Annotated in this window: 12 protein-coding genes and 3 pseudogenes; all 15 read left to right on the top strand. The window is 38.1% G+C overall.

What is annotated here, in order from left to right; all coding sequences use genetic code 11:
- The first annotated feature begins 41 nt into the window (after window positions 1-41).
- The 15 genes and pseudogenes from rseP to truB all read left to right on the top strand — a co-directional run bounded on the left by rseP (window position 42) and on the right by truB (window position 17,244).
- A complete protein-coding gene (gene rseP, locus BFJ97_RS02830; RefSeq protein WP_068983123.1) occupies window positions 42-1,310 on the top strand; it encodes an RIP metalloprotease RseP in 1,269 nt (422 codons plus the stop codon).
- Between the two features lie 186 nt (window positions 1,311-1,496).
- Window positions 1,497-3,203: a proline--tRNA ligase gene (locus BFJ97_RS02825; protein WP_068983122.1), complete on the top strand. Its 1,707-nt coding sequence runs from the start codon at window positions 1,497-1,499 to the stop codon at window positions 3,201-3,203.
- Between the two features lie 218 nt (window positions 3,204-3,421).
- Window positions 3,422-6,349 (top strand): annotated as a pseudogene (locus BFJ97_RS02820) (PolC-type DNA polymerase III); the annotation flags it as partial.
- A gap of 725 nt (window positions 6,350-7,074) precedes the next feature.
- Window positions 7,075-7,350, top strand: coding sequence for a hypothetical protein (locus BFJ97_RS25035; protein ID WP_254660105.1), 276 nt, complete (start codon window positions 7,075-7,077; stop codon window positions 7,348-7,350).
- A 15-nt stretch (window positions 7,351-7,365) separates the two neighbouring features.
- Window positions 7,366-8,331: pseudogene (gene ltrA / locus BFJ97_RS25380) on the top strand (group II intron reverse transcriptase/maturase); the annotation flags it as partial.
- A gap of 3 nt (window positions 8,332-8,334) precedes the next feature.
- The gene (locus tag BFJ97_RS25600) at window positions 8,335-8,901 is read left to right on the top strand and encodes an HNH endonuclease signature motif containing protein (protein WP_368072733.1); all 567 of its coding nucleotides are present in this window, start codon (window positions 8,335-8,337) and stop codon (window positions 8,899-8,901) included.
- Window positions 8,902-9,010: 109 nt separating this feature from the next.
- Window positions 9,011-10,414 (top strand): annotated as a pseudogene (locus tag BFJ97_RS02810) (PolC-type DNA polymerase III); the annotation flags it as partial.
- Window positions 10,415-10,770: 356 nt separating this feature from the next.
- Window positions 10,771-11,241 (top strand): ribosome maturation factor RimP, encoded by a 471-nt coding sequence (rimP, locus tag BFJ97_RS02805; RefSeq protein WP_068983121.1) that lies wholly within the window; start codon window positions 10,771-10,773, stop codon window positions 11,239-11,241.
- A 30-nt stretch (window positions 11,242-11,271) separates the two neighbouring features.
- Window positions 11,272-12,411, top strand: a complete 1,140-nt coding sequence (gene nusA / locus BFJ97_RS02800; protein ID WP_068983120.1) for a transcription termination factor NusA — start codon at window positions 11,272-11,274, stop codon at window positions 12,409-12,411.
- A 188-nt stretch (window positions 12,412-12,599) separates the two neighbouring features.
- Complete coding sequence (gene rnpM / locus BFJ97_RS02795) at window positions 12,600-12,878, top strand: RNase P modulator RnpM (protein ID WP_068983119.1); 279 nt, start codon at window positions 12,600-12,602, stop codon at window positions 12,876-12,878.
- Window positions 12,875-13,183, top strand: coding sequence for a YlxQ family RNA-binding protein (locus BFJ97_RS02790; protein ID WP_068983118.1), 309 nt, complete (start codon window positions 12,875-12,877; stop codon window positions 13,181-13,183). Before rnpM ends, BFJ97_RS02790 begins: the two co-directional genes overlap by 4 nt.
- Before the next feature lie 14 nt (window positions 13,184-13,197).
- A complete protein-coding gene (gene infB / locus BFJ97_RS02785; protein WP_068983117.1) occupies window positions 13,198-15,477 on the top strand; it encodes a translation initiation factor IF-2 in 2,280 nt (759 codons plus the stop codon).
- Complete coding sequence (locus BFJ97_RS02780; RefSeq protein ID WP_004225006.1) at window positions 15,477-15,755, top strand: DUF503 domain-containing protein; 279 nt, start codon at window positions 15,477-15,479, stop codon at window positions 15,753-15,755. Before infB ends, BFJ97_RS02780 begins: the two co-directional genes overlap by 1 nt.
- Window positions 15,756-15,862: 107 nt before the next feature.
- The gene (rbfA, locus tag BFJ97_RS02775; RefSeq protein WP_068983116.1) at window positions 15,863-16,204 is read left to right on the top strand and encodes a 30S ribosome-binding factor RbfA; all 342 of its coding nucleotides are present in this window, start codon (window positions 15,863-15,865) and stop codon (window positions 16,202-16,204) included.
- Window positions 16,205-16,332: 128 nt separating this feature from the next.
- Window positions 16,333-17,244, top strand: a complete 912-nt coding sequence (truB, locus tag BFJ97_RS02770) for a tRNA pseudouridine(55) synthase TruB (RefSeq protein WP_068983115.1) — start codon at window positions 16,333-16,335, stop codon at window positions 17,242-17,244.
- Window positions 17,245-17,251 lie beyond the last annotated feature (7 nt).

Below are 17,251 nucleotides of genomic sequence, written 5' to 3'. Positions count from 1 at the left end.
AGAAGATATCGTTAACTATTCGCTTTTAAAGGTGGGGTATTATGCAAACAGCTATTGCATTTATTTTAATATTTGGCCTACTCGTATTCTTCCATGAATTCGGTCACTTCTTGTTTGCGAAACGCGCAGGAATCATGGTTCGAGAATTCGCAATTGGTATGGGACCAAAAATTTATGGGAAAACACATGGTGAAACAATCTATACGATACGCTTATTGCCGATTGGTGGATACGTTCGTATGGCTGGTGAAGACATGGATGGCGCCGAATTACAGCCGGGCTACCGCGTAGGGCTTATTGTAGATGAAGATAATGTGGTGAAGAAAATTATTTTCAATCAAAATAATAAGCAATTACCAGATTTATTATTTTTAGAAGTTGAGCGTGCCGATTTAGAAAAAGAATTGTTTGTAGAAGGTTATGATGAAGAAGAAAATTTAGTTCGTTACAATGTTGCAAGAGATTGTATGCTCGTAGAAAACGGTAGAGAAACGTTAATTGCACCATATGACCGTCAATTTAACGCTAAAACGGTTGGTCAACGTGCCATGACAATCTTTGCAGGTCCATTGTTTAACTTTATTTTAGCTTTTGTTATTTATTTGCTAATTGGATTATTTTATGGGGTACCTACGTATGAGCCAATCATAACAGAAGTTGTAGCAAATGATCCAGCTGCACAAGCAGGAATGGTTGCCGGCGATAAAGTAACTGCCATCGACGGACAAGCGGTTGAAAAATGGCAAGATTTGGCTGGAAATGTACAAGATCGTCCAGGTGAAACAATTAATGTAACAATTGAACGAGATGGACAAACAAAAAATCTTCCAATGACGGTTAAAGCAATGACAGATGAAAATACGGGTGAGACGTATGGTCAAATTGGTGTTAAGTACGAGAGCCCACGTGAATTTAATCCATTGAAGGCAGTTGTTTATGGCGCTCAAGAAACCTATAATATGACGGTTCGAATATTTGAGTTGCTAGGTATGTTAGTTACCGGTAAATTCACGATAGATGCGCTATCAGGTCCAGTTGGCATTTATAAAGCTACAGAAGCAGTAGCTCAATATGGATTCATGAATTTAATGAATTGGGCTGCAATGTTAAGTATTAACCTTGGAATTATGAACTTACTACCGCTCCCAGCACTTGATGGTGGTCGTCTATTATTCTTCGGCTACGAAGCATTACGTGGTAAGCCAATTGATCGACAAAAAGAGGGTCTTGTGCATTTTGTAGGTATCGTACTATTAATGATTTTAATGGTCATCGTTACATGGAACGATATACAACGATTTTTCTTTTAACTAAATTATCAAGTAAAACATAATTTAGAAAAAGCCCTAGCGAATATCACAATGACCGCCAAGGTGAAAACTGATTGAAAAAATAGCTTTGAGCGCAATTTTTTTGAAACATTGCGCTCAAAGCTAAATTTGTTTATGCTAATTAGAGTATAAAAACATATTTATTAAAAAAAGGTGGAACACTGAATGAAGCAAAGTAAAACATTAATCCCAACGCTACGTGAAGTACCTGCTGATGCAGAAGTAAAATCACATAAGCAATTACTACGTGCAGGGTTTATTCGTCAAAATACAAGTGGGGTATACTCGTATTTACCTCTTGCAAAACGTGTGTTGACAAAAATAGAAAATATTATTCGTGAAGAAATGGAAGCAATCAATTCAATTGAGCTTTTAATGCCTGCGTTACAATCTGCGGAACTTTGGCAGGAATCAGGTCGCTGGGAAAAATACGGACCAGAATTAATGCGTTTGAAAGACCGTCATGATCGCGATTTTGCATTAGGACCAACACATGAAGAAGTGATTACAACTTTAGTACGTGATGAAATTAAATCATATAAAAAGTTACCGTTAACACTTTATCAAATTCAAACTAAATTCCGTGATGAAAAACGTCCTCGCTTTGGTTTGCTACGAGGCAGAGAGTTTATTATGAAAGATGCATATTCTTTCCATGCAACACGTGAAAGCTTAGATGAAACATATGATGATATGTATCGTGCCTATTCAAATATTTTCTCTCGTCTTGGTTTAAACTACCGTGCAGTTATTGCAGATGCAGGCTCAATCGGTGGTAAAGGTACACATGAATTTATGGTGCTTTCAGAAATTGGAGAAGATACAATTGCCTATTCTGACACGTCTAACTATGCTGCGAACATCGAAATGGCAGAAGTTCTTGTAGACTATCAACCATCAGATGAAGCATTAAAAGACCTAGAAAAAGTGGCAACACCTGATCAAAAAACAATCGAAGAAGTATCGGCTTACTTAAATGTTGAGCCTTCAACTGTTATTAAATCATTAGTGTTTGACGTTGATGGTGAATTAGTTGTGGTACTTGCTCGCGGAGATCACGAAATTAATGATATTAAACTGAAAAATGCGCTTAATGCTGATTCTGTTGAACTTGCAAGTGAAGAGGCAATCCGTAATTTATTAGGTTGCGGAGTTGGTTCAATTGGTCCTGTTAAATTACCAGTAGACATAAAAGTAGTAGCTGACAATGCTATTAAATCAATCCGTAACGGTGTAGCTGGTGCAAATGAGGATGGATTCCACTTAGTAAGCGTTAATCCAGAGCGTGATTTTGCAGTAAATGAATACTTAGATATTCGTTTTATTCAAGTGGGAGATCCATCTCCAGATGGGCAAGGTACTATCAAATTTGCAGAAGGTATCGAGGTTGGACATATTTTTAAATTAGGAACAACTTACTCTGCAAAAATGAATGGTACATTCTTAGACGAACAAGGGAAGACACAGCCATTCATTATGGGCTGCTACGGTATTGGTGTATCACGTATTTTAGCTGCTGTAGCTGAGCATTTCCAAGATGAAAATGGTTTTATTTGGCCAACACAATTATCGCCATATGATATTCATGTTGTACCTGTTAATACAAAGGATGAAACACAAGTAGCCTTAGCTGATGAGCTGTATGGCTTATTGAAATCATACCGTTATGACGTGCTATTAGATGACCGTGCTGAACGCGCAGGGGTTAAATTTGCAGATGCTGATTTAATTGGATTACCTGTCCGTGTAACAGTAGGTAAAAAAGCAACTGAAGGTATTGTTGAAGTGAAATTCCGTCAAACAGGTGAAACGTTTGAATGGAAAAAAGAAGAGGTCATTGATCGCTTAAATGAATTTTTCCGCAAAAATTAACTCCTTTAGAACGGCTTGTCCCAAAAAGGATTAAATGGTATTAAAGAAAATTCGCACCACTCCTCGGGGACAGCGAGCCAAGCATGATTTTATAGCTTGTAGATAACCCGAGGAAAGGTAGCGAATTTTTTTCTTCGAATTTTAATCGTAAGTTGTTGGTAAGGAAATAAAATAAGGGGCATTGATACTGCCTCTTACTGAAAGTAGGTGTCAATAGATTGGAACAGCAACAAGAAGCAAGAATGAGGTTTCAAATGTTCTTGCAGCAACTAGAGTTAACAGATGATGTGTATATGTCCTTTTTTGAAGAAGGTGAATTATCACGGCTAACGGTACACAAAAAAAACAGGCTGTGGAATTTTACCATTAAATTACGAGATATACTCCCTTTTCCGCTATACCAACTTTTTCGTACTCGTTTGACTGAAAAATTTTCAGCTATCGCTCAAATTCACACCACTTTTGATACGGTAGAAAAAAATGTTACGGAGGAGCTTGTCCAAGGATATTGGTTAACTGTAGTAGAGCAAATAGATGAGATGGCGCCAACTTTAAAAAATTGTCTCGTATCGCAAATGCCAATGTGGAATGGGCAAAAAATCACATTATCCTGCATGCAAGAAATGGAATTTATGATGTTGAAAACAAAGTATGCAGAAAAGCTTTCTGAAAGCTATAGTCAATTCGGCTTTCCACACATTGTGATAGACTTTGTTCTTCAAGATCAATCGGAAGAAATGATTGCAGCACAGGAAGCTTTCGTGGAACAGAAGCGTTTAGAGGAGGCAGCTTTATCCCAGCAAGCGATACAAGATTACCAAAAACGTGAGAAAGAGAAGAAAGAAAATCCAGCTCTTGCTAACCTTGGTGACCGTCCATTTCAGCTCGGTATGTTAATTAAAGACGATGAAACTATGGAAATTAAACGCATTGTTGAAGAAGAACGCCGTGTTATTATTGAAGGATTTGTTTTTGATACAGAAGTTAAAGAACTAAAAAGCGGCCGTTCTTTATTACAAATTAAAATTACCGACTATACGGATTCCATCGTTGTAAAAATGTTCTCACGTGATAATGATGATGCGGAACTTATGCAACATTTGAAAAAGGGTATGTGGGTAAAGGTCCGAGGCTCCGTACAAACTGACACATTCATTCGTGATTTAATCGTTATGGCAAATGATATCAATGAAATCAAAAAAGCAACACGACAGGACAAGGCACCAGAGGGAGAGAAACGAGTAGAATTGCATTTGCATACACCAATGAGTCAAATGGATGCTGTGACACCAGTTGATCGACTTGTTGCACAGGCTGCAAAATGGGGTCACCCAGCCGTGGCTATTACCGACCATGCTGTTGTGCAATCCTTCCCAGATGCTTATGCAGCAGGGAAAAAGCATGGAATAAAAGTTATTTATGGCTTGGAAGCTAATTTAGTAGACGATGGTGTACCGATTGCTTATGCTCCTGAGCACCAATTATTAGCTGATGCTACCTATGTCGTGTTTGACGTAGAGACGACAGGTCTATCTACTGCTTACGATACGATTATTGAGCTTGCTGCAGTTAAGATTAAAGATGGAAATGTGATCGACAAATACGAAAGCTTTGCCAATCCACATCACCCATTGTCAGCGACGACTATTGAATTGACTGGCATTACAGATGATATGGTACGAAATGCGCCTGAAGTGGAGCAAGTCATTAAGGAGTTCCATGCATTTATTGGAGATTGTATTGTCGTAGCCCACAATGCATCGTTTGATATTGGCTTTTTATACACAGGCTATAAAAAATTTGGGCTAGAGGGAACAATTCATCCTGTTATTGATACGTTGGAGCTTGCCAGATTGCTTTATCCAACGATGAAAAACCATCGTTTAAATACACTTTGTAAAAAATTCAATATTGATTTAACCCAGCATCACCGAGCTATTTATGATACAGAAGCAACAGGTTACTTGCTTTTACAGCTGTTAAAAGATGCAGATGAATTAGATATTAAATACCATGATGACTTTAATAAGCATATTGGTGGTGGAGATGCTTATAAAAAGGGACGACCAATGCACTGCACAATATTAGCAGTAGATAATGCTGGACTAAAAAATTTATTTAAAATAGTCACACACGCCCATACAAAAACTTTCTATCGTGTACCTCGCGTAACACGAGCAGTTCTAGAGCAATATAGAGAAGGTTTATTAGTAGGATCAGGTTGTAGCAACGGTGAATTATTTGAAACCATGATGAATAAATCCCCCGAGGAAGCAGAGCAAGTTGCGAGATTTTATGATTACATTGAAGTTCAACCTAAAGCAGTGTACGCACCGTTAATTGAGCGCAATGTCGTACGTGATGAATGGACACTTGAAGATATTATTCGCAAGTTAGTGAAGCTAGGGAAGAAGATCGATAAACCTGTTGTAGCAACTGGTAATGTGCATTATTTAGATCCGATAGACGGGAAGTTCAGACAAATACTAATCGGCTCTCAAGGTGGTGCCAACATTTTAAATAGATCGAAGCTGCCTGAGGTTCATTTTAGAACGACTGATGAAATGCTTGAGGAATTTGACTTTTTAGGACCAGATCTTGCGAAAGAAGTAGTTGTGACAAACTCACAAAAAGTCGCCGATATGATTGGTGATGTTAAGCCAATTAAAGATGATTTATATACACCGAAAATTGAAGGCTCTGATGATGAGGTAACAAATTTAACGTATGAAATGGCTCATCATATATATGGAGAAGAGCTACCAGAAATCGTGAAAGCCCGAATTGAAAAGGAATTAAAGTCAATTTTAGGACATGGTTTCGGTGTAATTTACTTAATTTCTGCGAAGCTTGTGAAAAAGTCATTAGCGGATGGTTACTTAGTAGGTTCTCGTGGTTCGGTAGGATCTTCATTAGTGGCAACTTTTATGGAGATTACTGAAGTAAATCCACTTCCACCTCATTATGTTTGTCCAAATTGTAAGCATTCCGAGTTTTTTGATGATGGTTCAGTAAGCTCTGGTTTTGACTTACCAAATAAAGATTGTACAGAATGCGGTACACCTTATAAAAAGGATGGTCAGGATATTCCATTCGAAACGTTCCTTGGCTTTAAAGGTGATAAGGTACCTGATATCGATTTGAGTGCGACACGTTGTTAACTGAAAAGGTTAACCACCTTAGTTGGTAGAACTGCTATTTCGAAGTGTGGAATGACAGAGTAACGCCTTGAAACACACTCGCTGAAGCTACGACAAGCGTGAACGGTATTGCAAACACCAAAAACGTTTGAAGCTCGTTAAAGTAGGCTGAAGTTCACCCAAACAATTCGGCTGTGGAAAGAGGGATAAAAATCTCTTGTGAATGATAGGTCTGGCGTCTATAAAATTCCTATGGTTAGAAGCGGTAGAATAATCGAGACGAACCCTCGACTGACTTTTCGTGAATGTCACGTAGTAGAAATGCTACGGGGTCCAGTGAGGACTTCTAGGTGTGGATGAGTAAGTGTTAGGTTATGAAAATCCATATTGTGTTACAGGCACAATCTAGCCTAGCGGAATTTAGAGGGAACCTACGGGAATTATGTACAGATAGAAATAGTGGAACGTGTGAAGCTCCTAACGTAAGAGAAGGTTGCACTTCAATGACGACGGTGTATGAAAAGGCAAATCGCTATAACATACTTTAAAGGAGTGGCAGTAGTGCCGTAGTACTGATGAAGAGATGCTGTTGATGACTGAATAACCAATAAGTCGGAGGGAAAAACATTTCAGAGGGAAGGGCACAAGTCGTTAACGTTGAAACAAAACCTACAAAAGTCAGATTCGTGTATGACTATAGAGAACGAAAACTTCGTAAAGGAAGTGATTAGTTGGCTGACTTAATGATTCAAAAGCTAAGAAATAACGAATATTTTGGCTTACAAGAGACATTTGATAATCTCTTTAAAGAAAGCGAAAAGGGTCGATACTTTACAGATATTTATAAGTTGATAATTTCTGAAGAAAATATCTTACTTGCCTTTCGAAACCTAAAAAGTAATACAGGTAGTAAAACGAAAGGAACAAACGGACACACAATTAAACATTTAAACAAAATGAATGTCGATGAGCTAGTAAGGATAATAAGAAAAAGACTTGAAAACTAAACACCACATTCGGTTCGAAGGTTGTTTATTCCAAAGCCAAACGGAAAAATGAGACCACTTGGAATTCCAACAATTGAAGATAGATTGATTCAGCAAATGCTCCTACAAGTGTTGGAGCCGATTGTAGAAGCCAGGTTTCATCCTCAAAGCTACGGATTCAGACCCAAAAGAAGCACACATGATGCATTAGCAAGATGTTACCATCTGGTTAATCATAGCCATCAGCATTTTGTGGTCGATGTAGATATAAAAGGATTTTTTGATAACGTTAATCATAAAAAGCTAATGAGGCAATTATGGACAATTGGTATAAGGGACAAAAAAGTTTTAACTATTATTAAAAAGATGCTAAAAGCTGAAATTACAGGTGAAGGTATTCCGACAAAGGGTACTCCACAAGGTGGTATCTTATCCCCACTACTTGCTAACGTAGTGTTGAACGAATTAGATTGGTGGATATCGAACCAGTGGGAAACAAAGTCAACGAAAGTACCATATAAACTGAAAAGAAATAAAACGGATGCTCTAAAGAAAACAAGGTTAAAGCCTATGTACCTTGTCAGATACGCAGATGATTTTAAAATCTTCACAAACTCTTATGAAAACGCTCGAAAGATTAAAATAGCTGTTGAAAAATGGCTAAAAGAACGACTAGGGCTTGAGGTAAGTGAAGAAAAAAGTAAAATCACAAATCTACGTAAAAATGGTACAGATTTTTTAGGGATACGATTTAGGGCTGTTCAAAAAGGGAATGCTAAAACAGGTTATATTGTAAATTCGAAAATGGACCCAAAAGCAAAAGAAAAAGTGCGAGGGGTTATAAGGCATCAGTTAGTTAAACTTAGAAAAAGTCCTACTCCAGAAAAAGTGATGAACTTTAATGCAAATATTCTTGGACTGCATAACTATTACAAGATTGCAACAAGAATATCCCAAGACTTTAATGATATAAGACATCTAATTCATCCGAACATCGAATCATTGATGTTTAGAAACATATTCGTGAAAACGAAGGAAACAAACAACGTCATTGATAAATTTTATGGGGATTACAATTATCAAAGATTTAAAAGTAATGGATTGCTGGTATATCCTATTGAAGCAATTCGACATGATATACGAGGACAGAGAAAGCCTGAATTTACGATTTACAATGAGAAAGACAGGTCCTCAATTCATAAAGATTTAAAACATGTGTCTGTTCGTGAAATTGAGATGTTTCGTAAAGGAATATATAAAGCTAAAAGTGTTTTGTATGAAAATAATCGCCTTAGCAAATATGTGGCTCAAAAAGGAAGTTGCGGTATAACAGGAAAAAGACTTACTCCGCATCAAGCCGTTTGTCATCATATTAAGCCGACAGCTCACGGTGGAACCGATGACTATGATAACTTGATTATTATCAATAGGAGTTATCATATGCTTGTTCATACGAAAGACCCGCTTGCTAATAAAGATTATGTAAAGAAGTTAGCTCGATTCGAAAAGAAAGCAATAAATAAAATAAACGAACTAAGAACGGAAGTAGGAAATCCAAAGCTTAGTTTATAAATTTCAACAAAGTTAACGATGGAACGCCGTATGACGCCGAAAGGGTCACGTACGGTGTGGGACGGGGGAAAAGCTAGAGATAATATCAAATGCTTACCTATCGTCATATTTTTCTGGTGAATATCAACCACAAGCTCATAACTACACGAAGGTTTTATTCGGTGAAGATTATGTATATCGTGCTGGGACAATCGGTACAGTTGCAGAGAAAACAGCGTATGGCTACGTTAAGGGCTATGCTAATGATAACAACCTACATTTCCGTGGTGCTGAGGTAGATCGGTTAGTGCAAGGTTGTACAGGCGTAAAACGTACAACAGGACAGCATCCTGGGGGAATTATCGTAGTACCAGACTATATGGATATTTACGATTTCTCACCAGTGCAGTTCCCTGCGGATGCACAAGATGCTGAATGGCGTACAACACACTTTGATTTCCATTCTATTCACGATAATATTTTAAAACTTGATATTCTAGGGCACGATGATCCAACTGTGATTCGGATGTTGCAGGATTTATCAGGAATAGATCCAAAAACCATTCCAACAGATGATCCAGTCGTTATGAAAATCTTTAGTTCCCCAGAATCTTTAGGCGTAACAGAAAAACAAATAGGCTGTAAGACAGGGACACTTGGAATTCCTGAATTTGGTACTCGTTTTGTACGCCAAATGCTTGAAGATACAAAGCCATCAACATTTTCGGAGCTTGTGCAAATTTCAGGACTTTCACACGGAACAGACGTGTGGCTTGGTAATGCACAAGAATTAATTCAAAATGGTACATGTGTACTGAAAGAAGTAATTGGCTGTCGTGACGATATTATGGTGTATTTAATTTACCAAGGGCTAGAACCGTCACTGGCGTTTAAAATTATGGAGTCTGTGCGTAAAGGGAAAGGATTATCAGAAGAATTCGAAGCAGAGATGCTAGCGAATAAGGTACCTGGTTGGTATATCGAATCATGTAAAAAGATTAAATATATGTTCCCGAAAGCCCACGCCGCTGCTTACGTTTTAATGGCAGTTCGTATCGCGTGGTTTAAAGTGCATTTCCCGATACTTTACTATGCGGCGTATTTCACAGTACGTGCAGATGATTTTGATTTAATTGCCATGGTACAAGGCCCTCAAATGATTCGTGCAAAAATTGATGAAATCAATATGAAAGGCTTAGATGCCTCAACAAAAGAAAAAAACCTATTAACTGTAATGGAACTAGCACTTGAAATGTGTGAGCGCGGCATGAACTTCCAAAAGGTGGACTTATATCGTTCGCAGGCAAGTGAATTTGTTATTGAGGGGAACTCTTTAATTCCACCGTTCGATGCGATTCCTGGACTCGGTACGAACGTTGCTAAACAAATTGTGGTAGCACGTGAGGACGGAGAATTTTTATCGAAGGAAGATTTACAGCAACGTGGTCGTGTATCCAAGACATTAATAGAATACATGGATCAATTGGGCTGTTTAGAAGGGATGCCTGATGCCAATCAGCTATCACTTTTCTAATGTCCTTCAATATTGAAGCGGTTAGTCTAAAGACATCACCATCAATAATGAATAACTTATTTGATTTATGAACAAATTAAGCACAAATTTCAGATTCCAGACACAATTATTGCTTTGCCTAATAGATGTCTAGAAAAAGGAAATTTGCATTGTGCTGTAAACTATGCTATCCTTATGGTAATAATTTGTTGATAATTTTCCAGCAAAAGAGTGGGTCCTTCCCGCTCTTTTCTGTTGTTATACCGTAGCAAAACAAATTTTTTACTAACAGCAGGTAAGACCGTTAAATTTCACCAAAGCTACTGGTGGAATTTCTGTTTTATTACGCCAGAATTTGATAGATACAGGAGGAAACAATGAGCAAAGTACCATCTTTAATTGAAGAGCTCGCCAAACCGATTGTTGAAGAGTTGAATCTTGAGTTAGTGGACGTCGAGTTCGTAAAAGAAGGACGTAACTGGTTTTTACGTGTTTATGTGGATACATCTGAGGGTGGAATTGACATTGAACAATGTGCTCAAGTTAGTGAACGACTAAGTTTGCTATTGGATGAAAATGATCCAATTACACAAAACTATTATTTAGAAGTTTCTTCACCTGGAGCAGAACGTCCATTAAAAAAAGATGCTGATTTTGAAAAAGCGATTGGCAAATTTATTTATGTTAAAACCTATGAGCCCATCAAGGACATGAAGGAATTCCAAGGCTACTTAACGTCATATGATGAACATACATTAATGATAGAAGTACGCATTAAAACGCGTAAAATTACAGTAACAGTTGAACAAGAAAAAATCGCATTGGCACGACTAGCTATCGATTTTTAAGCATAATGCATATTTAGGAGTGAAAACAAAATGAGTAGTGATTTGTTAGATGCGCTCAATGCGCTAGAAGAACAAAAAGGAATTTCAAGAGATGTGTTAATTGAAGCGATTGAAGCGGCATTAGTTACAGCTTACAAACGCAACTTCAATCAAGCACAAAATGTCCGTGTTGACCTAAACTTAGATAAGGGCTCTATCCGTGTCTTTTCACGTAAAGATGTTGTTGAAGAGGTAGAGGATGACCGTTTAGAAATTTCTGTTGAAGATGCAAAGGCTATCAATCCTGCATACCAGTTAGAAGATGTGGTTGAACAGGAAGTGACTCCACGAAACTTTGGTCGTATTGCCGCACAAACAGCGAAACAAGTTGTTACTCAACGTGTACGTGAGGCAGAACGTGGCCTAATTTACGAGCAATATGTGGATCGTGAAGATGATATCGTCACTGGTGTAGTTGAGCGTCTAGATGCTCGTAATATTTACGTAGGTCTAGGAAAAGTAGAGGCTGCCTTACCACAAAACGAACAAATTCAAGGTGAAACATATCGTCCACATGATCGTATCAAGGTCTATATTACAAAGGTTGAACGTACAACACGAGGACCACAAGTCATTGTTTCACGTACACATCCTGGTTTATTACGTCGCTTATTTGAGATGGAAGTACCTGAAATCTATGAAGGTATTGTAGAAATCAAATCAATTGCTCGTGAAGCAGGAGATCGTTCTAAAATTTCTGTTCATGCACATAACGAAGAGGTAGATCCAGTAGGTTCATGTGTAGGAGCAAAAGGCGCTCGTGTACAAACAATTGTAAATGAATTAAACGGCGAAAAAATCGATATCGTTGAATGGTCAGAAGATCCAGTTGTTTTTGTAGCAAATGCACTTAGCCCATCAAAGGTTTTAGATGTTCAAGTAAATGAAGAAGAAAAATCTACTACGGTTGTCGTACCAGACTATCAATTATCATTAGCAATTGGTAAACGTGGTCAAAATGCACGTTTAGCTGCAAAGCTAACTGGCTGGAAAATTGATATTAAGAGTGAAACAGATGCTCGTGAGGCAGGTATTTATCCATCTGCTACAAGCACTTTCATACCTGCTGAGGATGAAGAAAGTGATTTTGCTGATGTTGCAGTTGACTTATATCAAGACGACGAAGAATAAGTAAGAAAGCCCGTGTGACTAGTTAGCTGCCATTATTCAGTGGGCGTTGGGTTGCGCCGACTGAATAATGGCAGAGTCTACAACGAAAATTGTCATGGATTTATTGATTGTAAATCTGGACTCTGACCAAGGTAGAGCATGGCTAGTCCACCTCTTACGACAAGCTTCAGAGAGGAAAGGTGATTCTTATGGCTATTAATAAAAAAGTACCTCTTCGAAAATGTGTAGCTACTGGAGAAATGCTACCTAAGAAGGAAATGATTCGTGTCGTTCGTTCGAAAGAGGGCGAGGTAAGTGTTGATGTTTCCGGAAAAAAACCCGGACGTGGTGCCTATGTTTCTAAATCGGAAAAGGCGATTGAAATTGCCCGAAAGAAAAATGTTTTAGGGCACCAACTTGATGTGAAAATCCCTGAAGAAATCTACGATGAGCTTATTTTGCTAATTCGTAGGGAGTCTATTATATGATGAATCAAGCAGTGTTTAATTTGCTTGGGATAGCGGCAAGAGCACGTAAAGTTATATCAGGAGAAGAGTTAGTAGTAAAGGAAGTCCGCAATGGGAATGCTAAGCTAGTACTGCTTGCAAACGATGCTTCTAAAAACTCTAGCAAAAAAATTCAAGATAAATGCACGTACTATAACGTTGAGTATCATGTAATTGGTGATCGTTATGATCTAGGACATGCTACAGGTAAGGAGGCCCGAGTGGCTTTAGCTATTACCGATAAAGGTTTTGCAAGCAAATTGTCTAGTCTACTCAACGAAAAATAATCGGGGGTGAGCAGATGACCAAAATCAGAGTTCATGAATATGCGAAACAAGTGAATAAAACGAGTAAAGAGGTTATTGACGCACTAAATCAATTAAATGTAAGTGTAACAAATCATATGTCAATGTTAGAAAAAGACATAGTATCAAAGTTAAACCAATCATTTAAAGCTACAAAAGAAGTGAAGAAACCTACTCAAAACGTATCGCAAAAATCACAAGCTAATGGCCAACAAAAACCACAGCAATCGGTGAAAAAGCAAGAAGGGCAAAGGCAGCAATCTGCTACTTCTAAGCCTAAAGTTAATAATCAGCAACAAACGCATCAAAACTCAAATTCGTCTAACGAAAAATCTAAGAATATAAAAGGTAACCAAAATCGAAATATGACACAAAATAATAATAATAACAATAATAATAATAATCGCAGAGGTGGCGGTGGTTACAACCAACGTCCAAAACCAGGAATTCACGGCGGAAAACGACGCCATCCAAAAACACATCAACCAAGTTTACCAGTGAAACAAAAGGAATTACCAGAAAAAATTACTTTTGTTGAATCACTATCAGTAGCAGAATTAGCAAAAAAACTGCACCGTGAACCATCAGAAATTATTAAAAAATTATTTATGCTTGGTGTAATGGCAACAATTAACCAAGAATTAGATAAGGATGCAATTGAATTAATTTGCGCAGACTATGGTGTAGAAGTTGAAGAAGAAATTCGTGTAGATATTACGGATTTAGAAACACACTTCGAGCAAACAGAAGAAGTTAACGAGGCGGATTTATCAGAACGTCCTCCTGTAGTGACAATAATGGGGCACGTTGACCATGGTAAAACTACATTATTAGACTCTATTCGCAATACAAAAGTTACAGCTGGAGAAGCTGGAGGTATTACTCAGCATATCGGTGCTTATCAAGTAACTGAAGGCGACAAAAAAATTACGTTCCTTGATACACCAGGACACGCAGCTTTCACAACAATGCGTGCACGTGGTGCGAAAGTAACAGACTTAACAATTTTAGTGGTAGCTGCGGATGATGGCGTTATGCCACAAACAGTAGAAGCGATTAACCACGCAAAAGCAGCAGAAGTACCAATTATCGTTGCAGTCAATAAAATGGATAAACCATCAGCTAATCCAGACCGTGTAATGCAAGAGTTAACGGAGCATGGTCTAGTTCCGGAAGCTTGGGGCGGAGAGACTATTTTCGTACCAATCTCAGCATTAAAAGGTGAAGGCATTGACACATTACTTGAAATGATTTTACTTGTCGCTGAAGTTGGAGAATTAAAAGCAAACCCTGATCGCTTAGCACTTGGTACAGTAATTGAAGCGCAGCTAGATAAAGGTCGAGGCTCTGTTGCAACACTTTTAGTACAAGATGGAACATTAAAAGTTGGGGATCCAATTGTTGTTGGTCATACTTTTGGTCGAGTACGTGCGATGGTAAATGATAAAGGTCGTCGTGTGAAAGAAGCTGGACCATCAACACCAGTAGAAATCACAGGTTTAAATGAAGTACCACAAGCTGGTGACCGTTTCGTTGTCTTTGAAGACGAAAAAACAGCACGCCAAGTTGGTGAAACTCGTGCAATGTCAGCAATTCAAGCACAACGCTCAGAAAAGCAACGTGTAACGCTTGATAACTTATTCGAACAAATGAGTCAAGGCGAAATGAAAGAGCTTAACTTAATTGTTAAAGCTGATGTTCAAGGTACTGTAGAAGCTATGGCTGCATCATTAATGAAAATTGATGTTGAAGGCGTAAACGTGAAAATTATTCACACTGGTGCTGGGGCGATTACAGAATCAGATATTTCTCTTGCAGCGGCTTCAAATGCAATTGTTATTGGCTTCAACGTTCGTCCAGATATCAATGCAAAACGTGCAGCAGAAGAAGAAGGCGTGGATATTCGTCTACACCGCATTATCTATAAAGTAATCGAGGAAATTGAACAAGCAATGAAAGGTATGCTTGATCCAGAATTCGTAGAAAAAATTATTGGTCAAGCAGAAGTTCGACAAACGATTAAAGTATCAAAAGTTGGTACTATTGCTGGTTCATACGTAACAGAAGGTAAAGTAACTCGTGATTCTGGCGTACGTATAATCCGCGAAAATGTAGTAATTTTTGAAGGTGAATTAGATACACTAAAACGTTTCAAAGACGAAGTTAAAGAAGTTGCAAAAGGTTACGAATGTGGTATTACAATTACAAACTTCAACGATATTAAAGAAGGCGACATTATTGAAGCCTACATTATGGAAGAAGTTAAACGCGTATAATGATTGTTTATGCAGAGGTTGAATTTATTATTCAAACTGCCCATTCGTTGAAGGAAAAACGTGCTGTTCTACAGCGTATGATTACCCGCACGAAGCAAAAATTTAATGTATCCATTGCGGAAATTGACCATCAAAATGTATGGCAACGCACGAAATTAGCGCTTGTTGCTGTTTCTTCATCAAAAGAAGCAGCAGAGCGGGAAATTAATCATGCGCTCCATTACTTACAGTCAAATCCATCATGGGAACAGCTAAATGTGTGGCGAGACTATTTATAAGTAACAAAAGATGTTGTGTTATACGTGATTAACCCTTACCTTGCGAGTAAATATTTGTGCAAGTGAAGGACACAACTATCTGTACATCGAAATTGAGGTGACAAACTATGTCTCTACGCTCAAACCGTGTCGCTGAGCAAATGAAAAAAGAGCTTGGTGATATTATTGGACGTAAAATAAAAGATCCGCGTGTTGGTTTCGTTACTGTTACTGGTGTTGAGGTAACAGGTGATTTACAGCAAGCGACCATTTATATTACAACTCTAGGCAATGAACGTGAAAAAGAGGAAACACTAAAAGCTTTAGTAAAGGCTTCTGGTTTCATTCGCTCAGAAATCGGTACACGAATCCGTTTACGTCGTACACCAGAACTAATCTTTGAATTCGATTCATCGATTGAATATGGGAACCGTATTGATTCATTGCTACGTAATTTACACAAAGAATAAGCCTAACATAAAAAGTCTGCCAAATGCATGTTTATGCAGGCAGACTTTTTACATTCATAGAAATGCTATAGATAAAATGAAGCAAAAATTAAATATACGAAAAACGAATTGATTTTAGGAGGAAATTTATGAACGGTATTTTACCGCTGTGGAAGGAACGTGGCATGACGAGTCATGATTGCGTCTTTAAATTGCGAAAAATTTTACGTACTAAAAAAGTAGGACATACAGGCACGCTTGACCCAGGTGTAGAGGGTGTTCTTCCGATTTGTATAGGTCAAGCAACACGTATTGCAGAATATTTAACGGATGCAGGAAAAACCTATGAAGCCGTAATTTCAATTGGACGTACAACGACAACTGAGGATGCAGAAGGAGAAACGGTTGAGCAAGATCATACGATTAAAAAGTTCACACGTACTCAATTGCAAGAAGTTTTAGCTTCGTTAACAGGTGTCATTACTCAAACGCCACCAATGTTTTCAGCGGTCAAAGTAAATGGTAAACGCCTTTACGAATATGCTCGAAAAGGTGAAATTGTTGAAAGACCCTCACGTCAGGTTACTATTTATGCATTAGAGTTGCTAGAAGATGTAGAAATATATGAAGGTCAAGACATTGTATTTCCAGTCCGAATAGCATGTAGTAAAGGGACGTATATTCGTACACTAGCTGTGCAAATCGGAGAAGCACTTGGCTATCCTGCACATATGAAAGAGCTCGTACGCACAGCCTCAGGTACATTTACGCAAGAAAATTGCTTTACATTGGCGCAAGTTGCTGAGCTGATGGAGGCTGAACAAATCGATACATGCATTTTACCAGTTGAGTATGCACTAACAGATTATCCATACATTGAGATCACTTCTGCTAATGAAAAAGAAATTTTCAATGGACAAGTGCTTCCCGCAGATGCATTATTAAAGATACATGATAAAATTGTTTTTGGAATCAATGGGAAAGCAATTGCGGTGTATCAAGCCCATCCTACAAAGGAAGGGTTTATGAAGCCAGATAAGATGTTTCCGACGATAGAGTAGGAGGATT

The organism is Lysinibacillus xylanilyticus, from assembly GCF_001708185.1.
In the GTDB taxonomy this organism is placed as follows: domain Bacteria; phylum Bacillota; class Bacilli; order Bacillales_A; family Planococcaceae; genus Lysinibacillus; species Lysinibacillus xylanilyticus_A.
Note: the sequence above shows the minus strand (reverse complement) of the source record. Positions and strands in the feature narration are given on the sequence as shown.